The following is an 18,118-nucleotide window of genomic DNA, read 5'->3' as shown; positions in this document are numbered from 1 at the left end:
GCGGACATAGCGTGTCATCCCATGGGACGAGGAGTACGGTGCCGTCATGTCTCGCAGCATCGATCTCGCAGTGATCCCCGGTGACGGCATCGGCCAGGAAGTCGTGGCCCAGGGGCTCAAAGTCCTCTCCGCCGTCCTTCCACAGGACGTGAAGCTGGAGACCAAGGAGTTCGACTTCGGCGCCCGGCGCTACCACGCCACCGGTGAGACCCTCACCGACGCCGACCTCGACGCCCTGAAGCCGCACGACGCCATCCTGCTCGGTGCGATCGGTGACCCCTCGGTCCCGTCGGGCGTTCTGGAGCGCGGCTTCCTGCTCAAGCTCCGCTTCGCCTTCGACCACCACGTCAACCTGCGTCCCTCGAAGCTCCTTCCGGGTGTCGAGACCCCGCTCGCGGGCCAGCCCGAGATCGACTTCGTGGTGGTCCGTGAGGGCACCGAGGGTCCGTACACCGGCAACGGCGGCACCATCCGCAAGGGCACCCCGCACGAGGTCGCCACCGAGGTCTCCGTCAACACGGCGTTCGGTGTCGAGCGTGTCGTCCGTGACGCCTTCGCCCGTGCGCAGGCCCGTCCGCGCAAGAAGCTGACGCTGGTCCACAAGAACAACGTGCTGACCTTCGCGGGCCACCTGTGGACGAACGTCTTCAACAAGGTGGCCGAGGAGTTCCCCGAGGTCACCACCGACTACGTCCACGTGGACGCGGCGACGATCTACCTCGTCACGCAGCCCGAGCGCTTCGACGTGATCGTCACCGACAACCTCTTCGGCGACATCATCACCGACCTCGCCGCGGCCGTCTCCGGCGGCATCGGCGTCGCCGCCTCCGGCAACATCAACCCGAGCGGCGAGTTCCCCTCGATGTTCGAGCCCGTGCACGGCTCGGCGCCCGACATCGCGGGCCAGGGCAAGGCCGACCCCAGCGCCACCGTCCTGTCCGTCGCCCTTCTGCTGCGTCACCTCGGCTACGAGGCCGAGGCCGCCCGCATCGAGGACGCCGTGTCCGCCGATCTCGCCGAGCGGGTCGGCAAGCCCGCCCGCAGCACCGATGAAATCGGCGACGCGCTGGCCCTGCGAGTAGCCGGCTGACCCGCCGCTCCGTCTACGTTCCGTAGCAGCCGCCGGGTCGCTTCCGCACCCGGCGGCTTTGCTATGCCCTCGCCGGGTGCCACCATCAACTCCTGGGCAATCCCCTGGGCCGTATTCACACCGTTTCGTCCACGGTCCTCCGCGCGCGATAATCGAACGCGGAGCCGCGGAATGAGGGAATGCTCGGACGTCCTATCACTGGCCACTGGCAGTGCGGGCGTGAGCGCGGCCCGTCACACACAACCGGTGAAGGACAAAACCACTCATGACGCAGCCCACGATCGAGCTCAAGCCGTCCGCCAGCCCGCTCTCCGCCGCCGAGCGCGAGGCGATCCTGGTCAACCCCGGGTTCGGCCGGCACTTCACCGATCACATGGTGACCATCAAGTGGACGGAGGGCCGCGGCTGGCACGACGGCCAGCTCGTTCCGTACGGCCCGCTCTCCCTCGACCCGGCGAACATGACCCTGCACTACGCGCAGGAGATCTTCGAGGGGCTCAAGGCCTACCGCCGGCCCGACGGCACCGTCGCCACCTTCCGGCCCGACAAGAACGCCAAGCGCTTCCAGGCCTCCGCCCGCCGGCTCGGCATGCCGGAGCTGCCGGTGGAGACCTTCATCGAGGCCTGTGACGCGCTGGTCCGCCAGGACCGCGACTGGGTCCCGGCGCACGGCGGCGAGGAGTCCCTCTACCTGCGCCCGTTCATGATCGCGACCGAGGTCGGCCTCGGCGTGAAGCCCGCCAACGAGTACCTCTTCCTCGTCATCGCCTCGCCCGCCGGTGCCTACTTCGCGGGTGGCGTGAAGCCGGTCTCGATCTGGCTCTCCGAGGACCGCGTGCGCGCCGTTCCCGGTGGCATGGGCGACGCGAAGACGGGCGGCAACTACGCCGCCTCGCTCCTCGCCCAGAAGGAGGCCGCCGCCAAGGGCTGCGACCAGGTCTGCTACCTCGACGCGGTCGAGCACAAGTGGATCGAGGAACTCGGCGGCATGAACCTGTACTTCGTGTACGGCGACAGGATCGTCACCCCGTCCCTCACCGGCTCCATCCTGGAGGGCGTCACCCGTGACTCCCTGCTGACCGTCGCCCGCGACCTCGGCTACACCGCCGAGGAGGGCCGCGTCTCCATCGACCAGTGGCAGACCGACGCGGAGAACGGCACCCTCACCGAGGTCTTCGCCTGCGGCACCGCCGCCGTCATCACCCCCGTGGGCAACGTCAAGCGCGCCGGCACCGAGTGGCACCAGTCCGGCGGCGAGCCCGGCAAGGTCACCCTCCGCCTCCGTGAGGCCCTGCTCGACATCCAGCGCGGCATCACCGAGGACAAGCACGGCTGGATGCACCCGCTGGGCTAGTACACCGACGCGTGACCGGTCCCCGCTCGCCAACCGGCGTGCGGGGACCGGCCGTTCTTCGCCGCGTACGACGAGCGGGCCATCTGGTTCGGCGACCTCAGACCCCGCTTTCGGCGTGAGCGGGTTCCTGCCCGGTCTCGACCCGGTGGGACACCCGCTCGGGTGAGAGCGCCAGATACACGATGCCTCCGACCCGCCCGGACAGGATGAAACTGCAGTCCACCCCGCCCGTCAGGGACAGCAGCGGCCCCTCGTACGACGGCAGCGAGACGGCCAGGAGGCCGACGAGGGCGCCCAGGGCCCAGGCCGCCGTGGCCCGGAGGTTCCAGCCCGCCCGGTACCAGTAGACGCCGCCGCGGGAGCGGCGGTTGAAGACCTGGAGGGCGTCGGGGTCGTAGACGCCGCGGCAGCGGACGAAGCCGATCAGGGTGATGACCGCCCACGGGGTGCCGATCGCGGTCAGCAGCAGGACGAAGGACGTCATCGCGGACTGGGCGTTCCAGGCGGTGGGGGTACCTCAGTACCTCCCTGTTCGAGCGAAGCCGAGAGCTCGGGGGAGGCCGACGAAGACGCAGAGCATGGCGACGACGGCGACCGCGCAGGTGGCGCGGGCGCGCGAGGCGCGGGGCAGGATCGCGTCGAGGTCGAGGCAGATGGCCGCCTGCCTCCGGGAGCGCCGCGGTGGTGAAGTGCGGGGCGTACGCGATCACGCCGACCACCAGCAGGGCCGTCATGCCGACCGCGAGGGCGCGGGACATGGCGAGCAGCACGCGGTAGCCGTAGACGGCGCCCGCGACGGTGGCGGCGGCCAGCAGTGCGTACACGACGGCGTACGACAGTCCGCTCGCCTCCAGACCGAAGAGGCGGCCGAGGACGCTCACCATCACGTCGCCGCCGATCCACACGGTCAGCGCGGTGTAGCCGAGCGCGAGAAGCAGGCCGACGACCGAGCCGGCCAGCCGTCCCCGTACGCCGAACTGCGCGCCGGAGGAGGTGGAGAGGTTCGTGCCCGTCCGCAGTGACACCAGGGCCAGCGGCGCGGTGAGCGCGGTGCCGACGACCGTGCCTGCCACGATCGCGCTGACCGAGGACCACCAGTCGAGTCCGAAGGAGGGCGGCAGCCAGCCGAAGATGATCACTCCGAGGCACAGGTTGGAGCCGAGCAGGATCGACACCAGGTTGCGCGGTCCGCTGGTGCGTTCCCCGTCGGGGATGGTGTCGACTCCGCGCTGTTCGATCGGCATGGCTGGTCTTCTTTGACGGCCGCCTGGGAATGGTGCGGGAAGCACCAGGAGTTAGAGCGACGTTCAATGTGGCGTCTCCAACGGTTGCCCGTCAATGTTTCCCATCCATGAATCCGGCGTTTAGAGTGATGCTCTAAATGGAGGAAGGCGAGGAGGTGTCGTGGCGTGAGACTGACCCCCACGGAGCGTGACCGGCTGCTGCTGTTCTCGGCCGCCGAGCTGGCCCGGGCCCGCAAGGCGCGCGGATTGCGGCTCAACGTGCCGGAGGCCACGGCCCTGATCGCGGACACGGTCTGCGAGGCCGCCCGCGACGGCAGGCGGCTGGCGGAGGCCATCGAGGCCGCCCGGTCCGTCCTGGGCCCCGACGACGTCCTGCCCGGCGTCGCGGACGTCGTCACCGAGGTGCACGTCGAGGCCGTCTTCGACGACGGCTCCCGGCTCGCCGTCGTCTCCGGCCCCATCGGCGGCGGACTCGGCGACCGCGCCCCGGGCGCGCTGCTGCCGGCGCCCGCGCACACCGAGCCCGCCGCGGTTCTGCGGCTGACGGTCACCAACACCGCGGCCGTGCCCGTCTCCGTCACCTCCCACTTCCACTTCTTCGAGGCCAACCCGCGGCTCGACTTCGACCGTGCCGCCGCCTACGGGATGCGGCTCGCCGTGCCCGCGGGGTCCTCCGTCCGCTTCGGTCCCGGCGAGAGCGCCGAGGTCGGATTCGTGCCGATCGGGGGCGAACGGATCGCGATCGGCTTCGCCGGTCTGGTCGACGGACCCCTGGACGCGCCAGGAGCCAAGGAAGAGGCCCTGCGCAGGGCCGCCGCCTGCGGATACCTCGGAGCCGAAGGCGCCGACGGACACCCCGGAGCCGAAGGAGCCGGCCGATGAGCGTCGACCCGCACGCCTACGCCGCCACCCACGGCCCCCGGGCCGGCGACCGGCTCCGGCTCGGCGACTCCGGGCTGACCATCCGTGTCGAGTCCGACGCCCAGCTCCCCGGCGACGAGTTCCTCGCCGGATTCGGCAAGACCGCCCGCGACGGACTGCACCTCAAGGCCGCCGCCGTCCGGGACACCTGCGACGTCGTCATCAGCAACGTGGTGGTGATCGACGCCGTCCAGGGCATCCGCAAGGTGTCCATCGGCATCCGCGAGGGCCGGATCTGCTCGATCGGGCGGGCCGGCAACCCCGACACCCTCGACGGCGTCGACGTCGTGGTCGGCACCGGCACGTCCATCGTCTCCGGCGAGGGCCTCATCGCCACCGCCGGAGCCGTCGACACCCACGTCCACCTGCTCTCGCCGCGCATCATGGAGGCCTCACTGGCCTCCGGCGTGACGACGGTCATCGGCCAGGAGTTCGGGCCGGTGTGGGGCGTCGGCGTCAACTCGCCCTGGGCGCTGCGGCACGCCTTCGGCGCCTTCGACGCCTGGCCGGTCAACATCGGCTTCCTGGGCCGGGGTTCGTCCTCCGACGGCGCACCGCTGATCGAGGCGCTCGCCGAGGGCGGCGCGAGCGGCTTCAAGGTCCACGAGGACATGGGCGCCCACACCCGCGCACTCGACACCGCGCTGCGCGTCGCCGAGGAGCACGACGTCCAAGTCGCCCTGCACAGCGACGGGTTGAACGAATGCCTGTCCGTCGAGGACACGCTCAGGGTGCTCGAAGGCCGCACCATCCACGCCTTCCACATCGAGGGCTGCGGCGGCGGACACGTGCCCAACGTCCTGAAGATGGCGGGCGTCCCGAACGTCATCGGCTCGTCCACCAACCCGACCCTGCCCTTCGGCCGGGACGCGGTCGCCGAGCACTACGGCATGATCGTCTCCGTCCACGACCTGAAGACCGATCTGCCCGGCGACGCCGCCATGGCCCGCGACCGTATCCGCGCCGGGACCATGGGCGCCGAGGACGTGCTGCACGACCTGGGCGCGATCGGCATCACCTCCTCGGACGCGCAGGGCATGGGCCGCGCCGGCGAGACGGTGCGCCGCACCTTCGCCATGGCCGGGAAGATGAAGGCCCAGTTCGGCGCGCCCGAGGACCACGACAACGAACGCGTGCTGCGCTACATGGCCAAGCTGACCATCAACCCGGCCATCGCCCACGGCCTCGCCCACGAGGTCGGCTCCATCGAGACCGGCAAGCTCGCCGACATCGTGCTGTGGCGCCCCGAGTACTTCGGCGCCAAACCGCAGCTCGTGCTGAAGTCCGGCTTCCCGGCGTACGGCGTCGTCGGCGACCCGAACGCCGCCACCGACACCTGCGAACCTCTGGTCCTCGGGCCGCAGTTCGGGGCGCACGGCGCGACCCCCGCCGAGATCTCGGTGGCCTTCGTGGCACAGGCGGCGCTCGACCAGGGCAACGACACCATGCCGACGCGCCGCCGCCGTGTGGCGGTTCGCGGCACCCGCGGCATCGGCCCCGCCGACCTGCGCCTCAACTCCCGTACCGGAGCGGTCGACGTGGACCAGCGCACCGGCCTGGTCACGCTCGACGGCGACCCGCTGCGCTCCGGGCCGGCCGACTCGGTCTCCCTCAACCGCCTGTACTTCTTGTAATCGACACAGCCCGTAAGGATCACCCATGTCTGCTGCCTCCGACGGCTTCCGCATGCCGGCCGAATGGACCCCGCACGAGCGCACCTGGATGGCGTGGCCGGGCCCCAACCCCACCTTCGACAACCCGGAGGACCTCGCCGAGTCGCGCGCGGCCTGGGCGGCGGTGGCCCGCGCGGTCCGCCGCTTCGAACCGGTCACCGTGGTGTGCGGCCCGGGCCAGTCCGCGCCAGCCGCCGAACTCCTCGGCCCCGGCATCGACACCGTCGAGCGGGCACTCGACGACGCCTGGATGCGCGACATCGGTCCCACCTTCCTGACCGACGGACGGGGCCAACTCGCCGCCGTTGACTGGACGTTCAACGGCTGGGGTGCCCAGGCCTGGGCCCGCTGGGAGCACGACGCGAAGATCGGCCGCGAGGTCGCGGACCTCGCAGGGGCGAAGACGTACGCCTCACGGCTGGTCAACGAGGGCGGCGCGATCCACGTCGACGGCGAGGGCACCGTGCTGCTCACCGAGACCGTGCAGCTCGGCCCGGAGCGCAACCCCGGCTGGACCCGCGAGCAGGTCGAGACGGAGATCCACGCCCAGCTCGGCACCAGCAAGGCGATCTGGCTGCCGCGCGGCCTCACCGGCGACTACCCCCCGTACGGATTCGGCACGCTCGGCCATGTCGACATCGTCGCCGCGTTCGCCCGGCCCGGCGTGATCGTCGCGCACTCCCAGCAGGACCCGGCGCACCCCGACCACGAGGTCGGCCGAGAGGTCATCGGGCTGCTCAAGGCGCAGACCGACGCCCGCGGCCGCCGCATCGAGGTCGTCGAGGTCCCGGCCCCGACGGCCCTGGAGGCCGACGGCCACTGGGCCGACTACTCCTACATCAACCACTACCTCTGCAACGGCGGCGTCGTCCTGTGCGGCTTCGACGATCCGCGCGACGAGATCGCGGCGGGCATCTTCCGCCGGCTCTTTCCCGAGCGGACCGTGACGCTGGTGGACGCACGTACGATCTTCGCGGGCGGCGGTGGCATCCACTGCATCACCCAGCAGCAGCCGAAGGTCTGAAAACGGGAGTCACGGATGGCCGGTGCGCGGAAGAACGCGCCACCGCGCGAGGAGGTCCTCGCCGTCGCCATGGAGATGATCGCCGAGCGCGGTCTGGAGAAGCTCACCATGGCGGCACTCGGCCGTGAGGTCGGCATGAGCAGCGGCCATCTCCTCTACTACTTCCGCTCCAAGGACGAGCTGCTGCTGCGCACCCTGGAGTGGAGCGAGGGCCGCCTCGGCGCCGAGCGCGGCCGGCTGCTCGCCGCGCGCGGAACGGCCCGCGAGCGGCTCGACGCCTACGTCGACCTGTACGTCCCCGACGGCCACCGCGACCCGCACTGGACGCTCTGGCTGGAGGTCTGGAACCGCTCGCAGAACGCGGACGACGACGCCCGGGAACGGCAGGTCGCCATCGAGGGCGCCTGGCACCGGGATCTCGTCGCACTGCTGGCCGAGGGCGTCTCGCGCGGCGAGTTCCGCGCCGTCGACCCGGACCGCTTCGGCGCCCGGCTGCGCGCCCTGCTCGACGGCTTCTCCATCCATGTGGCGATCGGCCTCCGGGGCACCGGCCGCGACCAAGTCCTCTCCCACGTAAGAGAGTTCCTCGACGCGTCGCTGGGCTGAACGGCGTTCGGGGACAGCCGGCCGGACGCCTGGGCAGCTCGGCGGGGGCGAGTGCCGTGCCGGGCGCGACGGCCCGGTACGGCCGTGCCGTCGTCCTCTCCTCCACCGCCCGGCATCCGCTGCCCGGCGGCACCGACGGGGTCGCGGACGTGTTCGTCGTACATCCGCGCTGACCACGTAGCCCAGTGCTCGCATCCTGAGACACCCCGTGAGCACGGGGGCGGTATGTGCCAGACTGCCCCCGTGCTCTCGTTCGCCACGATTATTGGCAGCAGGCGCGCCGGTCCGCAGTGACCGCCACGTACGACCAGGTACGGGCGGACACCGTCGTTCTCGACCCGCGCGCAGACCTCTCGCACCCGCGAGGGGTTTTTCGCATTTCTGGCCCACCTTCAGCCGGGAGCGCAGCGCGAGGGATCATTGGAGGACGGTGGAGCCGGTCATTCCGGTAGACCGAGATTCAATACAGGAGCCTTGAGACCATGACGGATACCAGCGAGCTCGACGATGCTTTCCACGTCTTCGACACGACGCTGCGCGACGGCGCGCAGCGCGAGGGCATCAACCTCACCGTGGCGGACAAGCTGGCCATCACGCGGCACCTGGACGACTTCGGGGTGGGCTTCATCGAGGGAGGGTGGCCCGGCGCCAACCCCCGCGACACCGAGTTCTTCGCCCGCGCCCGGCAGGAGATCGACTTCAAGCACGCCCAGCTCGTGGCCTTCGGAGCGACCCGCCGCGCCGGTGGCAAGGCCTCGGAGGACCCGCAGGTCAAGGCACTCCTGGACTCGGGGGCCGCGGTGATCACCCTGGTCGCCAAGTCCCACGACCGGCACGTCGAGCTCGCCCTGCGCACCACGCTCGACGAGAACCTGGAGATGGTCCGCGACACCGTCTCCTACCTGCGCTCCCAGGGCCGCCGCGTCTTCGTCGACTGCGAGCACTTCTTCGACGGCTACCGCGCGAACCCCGGGTACGCCAAGGCGGTCGTCAGCGCCGCCGCGGAGGCCGGCGCCGACGTCGTGGTCCTGTGCGACACCAACGGGGGCATGCTCCCGGCACAGGTCCAGGCCGTGGTCGCCACCGTCCTAGCGGACACCGGCGCCCGGCTCGGCATCCACGCCCAGGACGACACGGGCTGCGCCGTCGCCAACACCCTGGCGGCGGTCGACGCGGGCGCCACCCACGTCCAGTGCACGGCCAACGGCTACGGCGAGCGGGTCGGCAACTCCAACCTGTTCCCCGTCGTCGCCGCCCTGGAGCTGAAGTACGGCAAGAAGGTGCTCCCCGAGGGCGCGCTGCGGGAGATGACCAGGATCTCGCACGCGATCGCGGAGGTCGTCAACCTCACGCCCTCCACCCATCAGCCGTACGTGGGAGTGTCGGCCTTCGCCCACAAGGCGGGTCTGCACGCCTCGGCGATCAAGGTCGACCCGGACCTGTACCAGCACATCGACCCCGAGCAGGTCGGCAACACCATGCGGATGCTGGTCTCCGACATGGCGGGCCGGGCCTCGATCGAGCTCAAGGGCAAGGAACTGGGCGTCGACATCAGCGACGACCGCGAACTCGTCGGCCGCGTCGTCGAGCGGGTCAAGGAGCGTGAGCTGAAGGGCTACACGTACGAGGCCGCCGACGCGAGCTTCGAACTCCTGCTGCGCGCCGAGGCCGAGGGCAAGGCCCGTACGTACTTCGAGGTCGAGTCCTGGCGGGCCATCGTCGAGGACCGCCCCGACGGCAGCCACGCCAACGAGGCCACGGTCAAGCTCTTCGCCAAGGGCGAGCGCATCGTCGCCACCGCCGAGGGCAACGGCCCGGTCAACGCCCTCGACCGCGCTCTGCGGGTGGCCCTGGAGACGATCTACCCCCAGCTCGCCAAGCTGGAGCTGGTCGACTACAAGGTCCGCATCCTGGAGGGCAAGCACGGCACGTCCTCCACCACCCGCGTCCTCATCTCCACCTCGGACGGCACGGGGGAGTGGTCCACGGTCGGCGTGGCGGAGAACGTCATCGCCGCGTCCTGGCAGGCACTGGAGGACGCCTACACCTTCGGGCTGCTGCGCGCGGGCGTCGAACCGGCCGCGTAGGTCCGCCTCAGCAGGAGTCCTCGGCGAGCCTCTCGAACTCGCCGAGGCTCATCGCCCGGCCGTCGGCCCACACCTGGCCGGGCTTCAGCGCGGCGAGGTCCGCCGCGCGGAAGGTGACGGTGCCGGTGTACTCGTAGTTGAACTCGGCTTTCCCGAAGCCGAGTCGGTACGTGTAGTCCGGCACCAGCCGCTGCTGTCCCGAGGCGCGGGCCCGCCACGCGGACGGCGGTGAGAAGAGCGGGAACTCGGCGCCGGTGCCGTGCCGCTTGCCCGGCACCTTCCAGCCGGAACGGTTCCGGCCGGAGTCCGTGCCGGCCGGCGCCCCGACGAGCGAGAGCCCCCGGATCAGGTCGTCACCGCAGGGCCGCAGGACCGCCCGCGGTGCCCCTTCCGTATCCAGGCGTACGGCGGCCAGCGGCCGTATCTCCGGCCCGCACCCGCCGAGCAGCAGACACCCGGCCACCACACCCACAACCGCCACTACGGCACGTTTCATGTCCCGCCCCCGGTCGAGGGCGGGACACGACCCGCCCTACTGCAAGTGCCACTTCTGGTTGGCAGCCCCCGTGCACGACCAGATCTGTGCCCGCGCACCGTTCGCCGACGAGTTGTCCGTGACGTCCAGGCACTTGCCGGCCACCGTATTCACCACATCACCGGTGGCGGAGTTGTACGACCACCGTTGTGCGGCGGTTCCATTGCAGTCGTACAACTGCACCTTCGCGCCGTCGGCCGTCGACCCCGACGTGACATCGAGGCACTTCCCGAGCGAGCGCACTGATCCGTCCGCCTGCACCGACCAGGCCTGCGCGGCCGACCCGTTGCAGTCGTAGAGCTGCACCGCCGCGCCGTTGGCGCTCGAACCGCCCGCCACGTCAAGGCACTTGCCCGCCAGACCGACGAACGCGCCCGACTGGCCGCCGCCGCCCGACTGGGTCCCGGACCAGGTGAACGTCGCCGACGTCTTGCCCGGCAGCGAGTAAGTGGCGTGCTGGGAGCCCCAGTTGATCGTGACCGACTTCGCGGCCGACCCGCCGTTGTAGGCGATCAGCGCCTTCGACCCGTCCGGGTTGCGCCAGGCGACGTTCGGGACGGCCGACGACGCCGTGGAGGCGATCCGCTGCGCCCCGGGCCGGACGAATTTCGTCAGATGGCCCATCGTGTAGTACTCGACCGTGTAGTCCACGGTCCCGCTCGCCCCGTCTCCGTTGTGCACGGTGATGAGCCCCGAGCAGGTTCCGCAGCCGCCGTTGTGCGGTCCCCGGTTCTGGTCCACGGCGAGCGACCACTTGGTCACCGACTTCGCCCAGTTCCGGGTGTAGTCGACGATGTTGAGCATGTCCTCGCGCTGCTGGTCGGCGATCCAGGTGCCGCCGGAGTGCTCGGTTCCGAAGGCGTCGAGGCCCGGGTACTGGTTGTGCACGCTCGTCTGCTTGGCGATGTCGCCGCCGTACCCGTGCCAGGCGATCCCGCCGAAGTTCGGGTGCGAGCGGACCGCCGCGTCGTCGACGGTCTGCGCGGCGTAGGAGTCGTACACGTCCCAGTTCCAGTCGTGGGCGAGCACCTTGGTGGACAGGCCGGCCGCCTGGAGCTTGGGCAGCAGCTCGCTCTTGGTGAAGTAGGCGAGCCCCGAGCCGTTCCAGCTCATCGACGGGTAGCCCGAACAGCAGGTCGGCTCGTTCTGCGCGGTGACGTACGAGACGGGGACGCCCTGATCCCGGTACGCCTGAAGGTACTTCACGAAGTACGAGGCGTACGCGCCGTAGTTCTCCGCCTTCAGCCAGCCGCCGTTGAGCTGCCCGCTGTCCTTCATCCAGGCCGGGGCCGTCCACGGCGAGGCCATCACCGTCAGGGAGGGGTTGAGCTGGAGCGCCTGCTTGGTCAGCGGCACCACGTCGGCCAGGTCGTGCGCGATGGAGAACCGCGTGAGGTTCGGGTCGCTCTGCCCGGCCGGTACGTCGTCGTAGGTGTAGCCGAAGCGCGCGAGGTCCGAGGCACCCATCGGATTGCGCAGGAAGGACAGCCCGATCCCGTCGGTCGGAGAGAACAGCTTGCGCATCGTCGCGTCGCGCGTGCTCTGCGAGAGCGCGCCGCTGCTGTTCATCAGCCAGGCCGCGGTGTCGGTGAAGGAGGCGCCCCCGCCGGTGAAGGTCTGGTACCGGGTGTTCTCGTCGACGGTGATGTTCTCGCCGCTGCCGCCGCTGCCCGACTGGAAGGCGAACGGAGCCTGGGCCTGGAGGCCGCGCACGACATGGCGTCCGCCGGCGTCGTCCGTCGTCGTCAGATAGGCGGTGACCTGTTCGCCCGCGGCGTGCGCAGGCGCCGCCGCCGTGAATCCCGCGGTGGTGAGCAGCCCGGCGACGATCAGCCGGACCGCCCGAGTGGATCTCCTGGTGGATCTCCTCATGGAGCGCCGCCCTTCTGGAGGTGGGGGTGGGAGGCGTGCGAGGCGTGAGTAAATGACGGCCACGGACCCGCGTCAAGGGGTTGCGCGTTCACAGGCTGAAGGAACAACTGCCCTGATCCGGCCGTGACTTGGGTGTGTACCGGTTCTGACGTGAAGTCTTGACGGGTTGCCGGGGCGCCAGTTAACTCACGCCGTGATCTAAGTCGTAAGACGTCATGAGTCGTCAGAAGTCACGTGAGAGTCGAGGGGGGACCCCATGACCAGGCTCGATCGGAATTCCGTACGAAGAACCGCTCTGCTGGCCGGTGCCGCGCTGATCGCCGGACTGCTTCCGCTCGCGTCGGCGGGAACGGCGGCGGCCGACGATCCCGCACCCGTCCCGGTCGACCGCTTCGAGGGCGAGGTGCCCTTCGCGAACCAGCCCGCCGAGGGCCTCTTCACCTGGGGCGGCGACAGTGACGACCCGCCCCGGCTGGCCCTGACCGAACGGACCGACGCACCCGAGGGGGCCAAGGTCCTCACCGGTGACTACGACATCAGCGGGTACGGCGGCTTCACCCACGACTACGCGGCCGACCAGCCGGCCCACGACTGGTCCGCTCACAAGGGCATCCGCTTCTGGTGGGACGGCCGCGACAACGCCAAGAAGATCGCCTTCGAGATCAAGGACGGCGGAGCCAACGGCGAGGCCTCCGAGCTGTGGACGACCTCCTTCACCGACGACTTCACCGGCTGGAAACAGATCGAGATCCCCTTCACCGACTTCGCCTATCGCACGGACTACCAGCCCGTCGGCGGCATCGACCAGGTCCTCGGCCTGAACCAGATGTGGGGATACGCCGTCACCCTCCCGGTCGGCGTCCAGGGGCGGTTCGCCATGGACGACGTCGAGCTGTACGGCAGGGCCGACCAGTCCCTGCGCGCCTCCGTCACCACCGACGCCGCCGTCCACACGGTGAAGGAGGGCTCCGCGGCCGCCGTGAAGGTCTCCGTGGCCACCACCGGCGCCGCCCCGATCGACGAGCCCGTGACCGTCGGCTACGAGAGCGCGGGCGGCTCCGCCGAGCCGGGCAAGGACTACACCCCGGTCAAGGGCGAGGTCACCTTCCCCGCGGGCACGGCGTCCGGCACGAGCCGCACCATCACGATCCCGACCCTGCGCGACCGGTCCGCCGAAGCGGCCGAGACGATCCCCCTCAAGCTCACGGTGACCGGCGCCAAGGCCCCCACCGAGACCCCGCAGGTCGTCATCGACGCCCACGGACTCCCGTACCTGGATCCGAAACTGCCCGTGAAGAAGCGGGTCGCCGACCTCGTCTCCCGGATGTCCCTGGAGGAGAAGGCCGGGCAGATGACCCAGGCGGAGCGCGGAGCGATCGGCACGGGCGGCGACATCGCCACCTACGACCTCGGCTCGCTGCTCTCCGGCGGCGGCTCCACGCCGACCCCCAACACCGCCGCGGCCTGGGCGAAGATGATCGACGGCTACCAACTCCGGTCGCAGGCCACGCGGTTCCAGATCCCGCTGATCTACGGCGTGGACGCGGTGCACGGCCACAACAACCTCACCGGCGCCACGGTCATGCCCCACAACATCGGCATCGGCGCCACCCGCGACCCCCGGATCGCGGAGCGGACCGGCGCGGTGACCGCCGCCGAGGTCCGCGCCACCGGCATCCCCTGGGACTTCGCCCCCTGCCTGTGCGTGACCCGCGACGAGCGCTGGGGCCGTTCCTACGAGTCCTTCGGCGAGGACCCGGCGCTCGTCGAGTCCATGGAGACGGTCGTCCGGGGTCTCCAGGGCGCCGCCGACGGCAAGGACCTGAAGGACGACGACAAGGTCCTCGCCACCGCCAAGCACTTCGTCGGCGACGGCGGCACCGGGTACGGCACGTCCACGACGGGCTCGTACACCATCGACCAGGGCGTCACCAAGGTCACCCGGCAGCAGCTGGAGGCCGTGCACCTGGCCCCGTACCAGTCGGCGGTCGACCGCGGCGTCGGCTCGGTCATGCCGTCCTACTCCTCGCTGGACATCGTCGGCGACGGCCAGGGCCCGGTGAAGATGCACGCCCGCGCCGACATGATCAACGGCGTGCTCAAGGGCCGGATGGGCTTCGACGGCTTCGTGATCAGTGACTGGAACGCCATCGACCAGCTCCCCGGCGACTACGCGTCCCACGTCCGCAGCTCGGTCAACGCGGGTGTGGACATGATGATGGTGCCGTACTCGTACAAGGACTTCCGCACCACGCTCATGGACGAGGCGAAGGCCGGTCGCGTCAGCGAGCGGCGGATCGACGACGCCGTGGCGCGCATCCTCACGCAGAAGTTCAAGCTGGGCCTCTTCGAGAAGCCGTACGCGGACACGAGCGGCGCTTCGGAGATCGGCTCGGCCGCGCACCGGGCCGTGGCGCGGCAGGCGGCGGCCGAGTCCCAGGTCCTGCTGAAGAACGCGGACGGCGTACTGCCGCTGAGGAAGTCGCAGAAGGTGTACGTCGCGGGTTCCAACGCCGACGACATCGGCAACCAGACCGGCGGCTGGACCATCACCTGGCAGGGCTCGTCCGGGAACATCACCCAGGGCACGACGATCCTCCAGGGCATGCGCAAGGCCGGCGGTGACGTCACGTACTCGAAGGACGCCTCCGCCCCGACCGGCGGCTACGACGTCGGTGTGGTCGTCGTCGGCGAGACCCCGTACGCGGAGGGCGTCGGAGACGTCGGCAACGGCAACGACCTGGAGCTGACCGCGGCCGACAAGGCGGCCGTCGACAAGGTGTGCGCGGCCATGAAGTGCGCGGTGCTGATCGTCTCGGGCCGTCCGCAGCTCATCGGCGACCGCCTCGGCGCCGTCGACGCGCTCGTCGCCTCCTGGCTGCCGGGCACGGAGGGCGACGGCGTCGCGGACGTCCTCTACGGACGGCGCGCCTTCACCGGGCAGCTTCCGGTCACCTGGCCCAGGACGGAGTCCCAGCTGCCGATCAACGTCGGTGACGCGTCCTACGACCCGCAGTTCCCGTACGGGTGGGGTCTGACGACGCTCACGAAGGCACCGGGCGGTGGCACCGCCACCCTCCGGACGCTCGCCCTGGTCGCCTCGGCGGCGGAGCGGTCCGGCGCCGACGGGGTCGCGCGCACGGCCGTGACGAAGGCCCGTCTGCTCGTCCAGCAGAAGATCGGCTCATCGGTCACCGCGGCGGCCGCGAAGCCCTTCGCGGACGCGGACCATCTCCTGCTGACCGGCCACTACGCGCAGGCGGTGGCCAAGCTGACGGAGGCGTACCGGGCCGGGTGAGGCACCCGGGACAGTGAAGCGCAGGCCGGGCTGAGCAGCAGCCCCGGCCTGCGCGCGTTCCGGTCCTCGGTCCCCACGGGGCGGCCGGTGCGGCGCCCTGGCCCAGGAGAAGGTTGATGTCAGCACATGCTGCGATGGAGGCCGTGATTCCGGTATGCGGAATCGGGTCGTTGCGGGAAGCGAACCGGGCGCGGCCACCGGGCACCCCGTCGCGACAGTGAACCGGCCCCGCGCCGAAGGCTCGACCGGGCCCCGCCCGCAGCAGGCCGTCACCTTCCCGATGCCCAGTTTTGTTCTGTTTCGGGTAGCTTCGAAGGCATGAGGGTCGCACGCACCCGAGGACTTCCGGGCCTGTTGGTCGCACTGGCGCTCGCGGCCCTGGCGGCGCTGTGGTTCCCGGCGCCCCGGGCCCACGCGGCCACCGACGTCTCCACCGTCGCGGCGGCCCTTCGCGAGAGCCCCGTCTATGTGGACCCGGCCGCCTCCGCCCAGCTCTCGGCGCCGGAGGCCGACGCTCTCGCCGACAAGATCAAGAAGGCGGACAAGCCCGTCTTCGTCGCCGTGCTCCCCGCGGACTTCCCCACCCAGAACCTCTTCCAGAACCTGCGCACCGCCACCGGGATCACCGGCCTCTACGAGGTCAGGCTCGGCGACCGCTTCGACGCCCGCGCCGACTCCGCGGTGATGTCCCGCTCCGCCGTGCAGAACCTCGTCACCAGCGTCCAGGGCGTGAAGGACGCGAACACCCAGCTGAACGACTTCACGGACCGCGCGCTCACCAACATCCATGGTTCGGCCCCCGCGAGCTGGGGCGGCGGCACGGGCGACGGAGGCGTCTCCACGGGGGCGCTGGTCGCGGTCGGCGCGGTGGCCCTCGTCGGCGGCGCGGGCGCGTACACGGTCGTACGCCGCAACCGGCGCCGCAAGGAGGAGGAGCAGCGGGCCGCGCTCGACAGGCTCCGCGTGGTCGTGGACGAGGACATCACCGCCTTCGGCGAGGAACTGGACCGTCTCGACTTCCACCCCGCGGAGGCGGGCGCCGACGACGCGATGCGCGCCGACTACGAACGCGCGCTGGACGCCTACGAGCAGGCGAAGTCCTTCATGGGCGCGGCCCAGCGCCCCGAGGACGTACGCGCTGTCACCCAGTCCCTGGAGGAGGGCCGCTTCTCCCTCGCCGTGCTGGCCGCGCGCCGCGAGGGCCGTCCGGTCCCCGAACGCCGCGCACCCTGCTTCTTCGACCCCCGGCACGGCCCGTCCGTCGCCGACGCGGCCTGGACGCCCGCCGGGGGCGCGTCCCGCGAGGTCCCGGTCTGCAAGGCGGACTGGATCCGTCTCGCCGACGGCGAGGACCCGGCGGTCCGCGAGGTCGAGACGGACCACGGCCGCCGCCCGTACTGGGACGCGGGCCCGGCGTACGGCCCCTGGGCGGGCGGCTACTTCGGCGGCGGCCTGCTGCCCGGCCTCCTCGTCGGCACCCTGCTCGGCAGCATGATGGCGAGCCCCTCGTACGGGGCCGCTTACGGCACCGGATACGGGGACTTCGGCGGCGGTTACGACGGCGGTGACGTCTCCGGTGCCGACTTCGACGCGGGCGACTTCGGCGGCGGCTTCGGGGACGGCGGGGGCGGCGACTTCGGTGGCGGCGGAGACTTCGGCGGGGGCTTCTGAGGGCCTTCCGAGGGGCCTTCCGAGCAGGTGGGGAGCCCGCCCGCCCCGGTCCCGGGAAGGTGTCCGCTCCAGCCGCCCGGGGGAGGCGTCAGGATCCAGACCTCTAGTTCCAGACCCCTGGTTCCAGACCTCGGCTCTACGCGTCCGGCAGCGCCAGCCAGTCGTGCCAGGACAGATCGCGGCCGATGAACCGAGGCCGCTGGAAGGGCCACTCCTCGGCGATCCACCGGGGCACGAGCAGATCCAGGTCCCGTTCCAGCGCCGTACCGACCCGCTCGTCCACCACCCACCACGAGATCTCGGCGTCGGCGCCCGCCTTCTCCGGCGGGTCGATGTAGACACAGCCGTACTCGGTGGTGCCGGCGGCGTCGAACAGCACGTAGTTGAAGGACTGGTGGGCGGCGATCTCGGCCTCGTGCCGTTCCAGGTCCTTCAGATTCGCCTCGTACGTCATCGTCGCCGCGGGCCACCCCCACGCCTCGCCGAAGATCGACCACAGCCGCTCCCGCGAACCCATGACGGTCGGATAGTCGACGGCGGCGTCGGCCCCGGTGATCGGACGCAGATGGCATCCGCCGGGCACCTCGACGCGTGAGGGATGGACGAAATCGGTGGGCAGCCAGGTCATACCCGGAGGCTAACGACCGGACGGTCGCCGCGCACCGGATTATCGCGGCCCGTGGACGCCCCGGCGCCGGATTCCCGTGTGCGGGGAACTCGACGCCGGGGAAGGGTACTTGGCC

General features: G+C 70.9%; 12 protein-coding genes and 1 pseudogene. 9 read left to right on the top strand and 4 right to left on the bottom strand.

Going from position 1 to position 18,118, the window contains the following annotated elements:
- Nucleotides 1-46: 46 nt before the first annotated feature.
- Together OOK38_RS05605 and OOK38_RS05600 are read left to right on the top strand one after the other, a co-directional pair.
- The gene (locus OOK38_RS05605) at nucleotides 47-1,090 is read left to right on the top strand and encodes a 3-isopropylmalate dehydrogenase (protein ID WP_266763095.1); all 1,044 of its coding nucleotides are present in this window, start codon (nucleotides 47-49) and stop codon (nucleotides 1,088-1,090) included.
- Between the two features lie 265 nt (nucleotides 1,091-1,355).
- The gene (locus tag OOK38_RS05600) at nucleotides 1,356-2,444 is read left to right on the top strand and encodes a branched-chain amino acid aminotransferase (protein WP_266763097.1); all 1,089 of its coding nucleotides are present in this window, start codon (nucleotides 1,356-1,358) and stop codon (nucleotides 2,442-2,444) included.
- 97 nt (nucleotides 2,445-2,541) lie between these two features.
- On the opposite strand, the pseudogene OOK38_RS05595 reads toward OOK38_RS05600, so the two are convergent.
- Nucleotides 2,542-3,688: pseudogene (locus tag OOK38_RS05595) on the bottom strand (cytosine permease).
- A gap of 165 nt (nucleotides 3,689-3,853) precedes the next feature.
- Between OOK38_RS05595 and ureA the strand changes: the two are divergent.
- The 5 genes from ureA (at nucleotide 3,854) to cimA (ending at nucleotide 9,999) form a co-directional block, all read left to right on the top strand.
- The gene (gene ureA, locus OOK38_RS05590; RefSeq protein WP_266763098.1) at nucleotides 3,854-4,570 is read left to right on the top strand and encodes an urease subunit gamma; all 717 of its coding nucleotides are present in this window, start codon (nucleotides 3,854-3,856) and stop codon (nucleotides 4,568-4,570) included.
- On the top strand, nucleotides 4,567-6,243 hold the full coding sequence (locus OOK38_RS05585; RefSeq protein WP_266763100.1) for an urease subunit alpha: 1,677 nt from the start codon (nucleotides 4,567-4,569) through the stop codon (nucleotides 6,241-6,243). The genes ureA and OOK38_RS05585 overlap by 4 nt, the downstream gene beginning before the upstream one ends.
- Nucleotides 6,244-6,268: 25 nt before the next feature.
- The gene (locus OOK38_RS05580; RefSeq protein WP_266763102.1) at nucleotides 6,269-7,306 is read left to right on the top strand and encodes an agmatine/peptidylarginine deiminase; all 1,038 of its coding nucleotides are present in this window, start codon (nucleotides 6,269-6,271) and stop codon (nucleotides 7,304-7,306) included.
- A 15-nt stretch (nucleotides 7,307-7,321) separates the two neighbouring features.
- Nucleotides 7,322-7,912 (top strand): TetR/AcrR family transcriptional regulator, encoded by a 591-nt coding sequence (locus tag OOK38_RS05575; protein WP_266763104.1) that lies wholly within the window; start codon nucleotides 7,322-7,324, stop codon nucleotides 7,910-7,912.
- A gap of 482 nt (nucleotides 7,913-8,394) precedes the next feature.
- Nucleotides 8,395-9,999: a citramalate synthase gene (cimA, locus tag OOK38_RS05570; protein WP_266763106.1), complete on the top strand. Its 1,605-nt coding sequence runs from the start codon at nucleotides 8,395-8,397 to the stop codon at nucleotides 9,997-9,999.
- Between the two features lie 7 nt (nucleotides 10,000-10,006).
- Here the strand turns inward: cimA and OOK38_RS05565 are convergent, their stop codons facing one another.
- Together OOK38_RS05565 and OOK38_RS05560 are read right to left on the bottom strand one after the other, a co-directional pair.
- A complete protein-coding gene (locus OOK38_RS05565) occupies nucleotides 10,007-10,495 on the bottom strand; it encodes a hypothetical protein (protein WP_266763108.1) in 489 nt (162 codons plus the stop codon).
- Nucleotides 10,496-10,531: 36 nt separating this feature from the next.
- On the bottom strand, nucleotides 10,532-12,406 hold the full coding sequence (locus OOK38_RS05560; protein ID WP_266763110.1) for a lectin: 1,875 nt from the start codon (nucleotides 12,404-12,406) through the stop codon (nucleotides 10,532-10,534).
- A gap of 256 nt (nucleotides 12,407-12,662) precedes the next feature.
- Here OOK38_RS05560 and OOK38_RS05555 point away from each other — a divergent pair, with 256 nt between their 5' ends.
- Together OOK38_RS05555 and OOK38_RS05550 are read left to right on the top strand one after the other, a co-directional pair.
- Nucleotides 12,663-15,704 carry a glycoside hydrolase family 3 N-terminal domain-containing protein gene (locus OOK38_RS05555; protein WP_266763112.1) on the top strand — a complete coding sequence of 1,014 codons (3,042 nt, stop codon included), beginning with the start codon at nucleotides 12,663-12,665 and terminating at the stop codon, nucleotides 15,702-15,704.
- A gap of 318 nt (nucleotides 15,705-16,022) precedes the next feature.
- Entirely contained in the window at nucleotides 16,023-17,375 is a 1,353-nt protein-coding gene (locus OOK38_RS05550; protein ID WP_266763114.1) for a hypothetical protein, read from the top strand.
- Nucleotides 17,376-17,511: 136 nt separating this feature from the next.
- On the opposite strand, the gene OOK38_RS05545 is transcribed toward OOK38_RS05550, so the two are convergent.
- Nucleotides 17,512-18,003, bottom strand: coding sequence for an N-acetyltransferase (locus OOK38_RS05545; protein ID WP_266763116.1), 492 nt, complete (start codon nucleotides 18,001-18,003; stop codon nucleotides 17,512-17,514).
- Nucleotides 18,004-18,118 lie beyond the last annotated feature (115 nt).

Origin of the sequence: Streptomyces sp. NBC_00568 (assembly GCF_026341855.1) — a bacterium.
Lineage (GTDB): Bacteria > Actinomycetota > Actinomycetes > Streptomycetales > Streptomycetaceae > Streptomyces.
The sequence above is the reverse complement of the archived record's forward strand: the minus strand, read 5'-3'. Positions and strand labels throughout refer to the sequence as shown.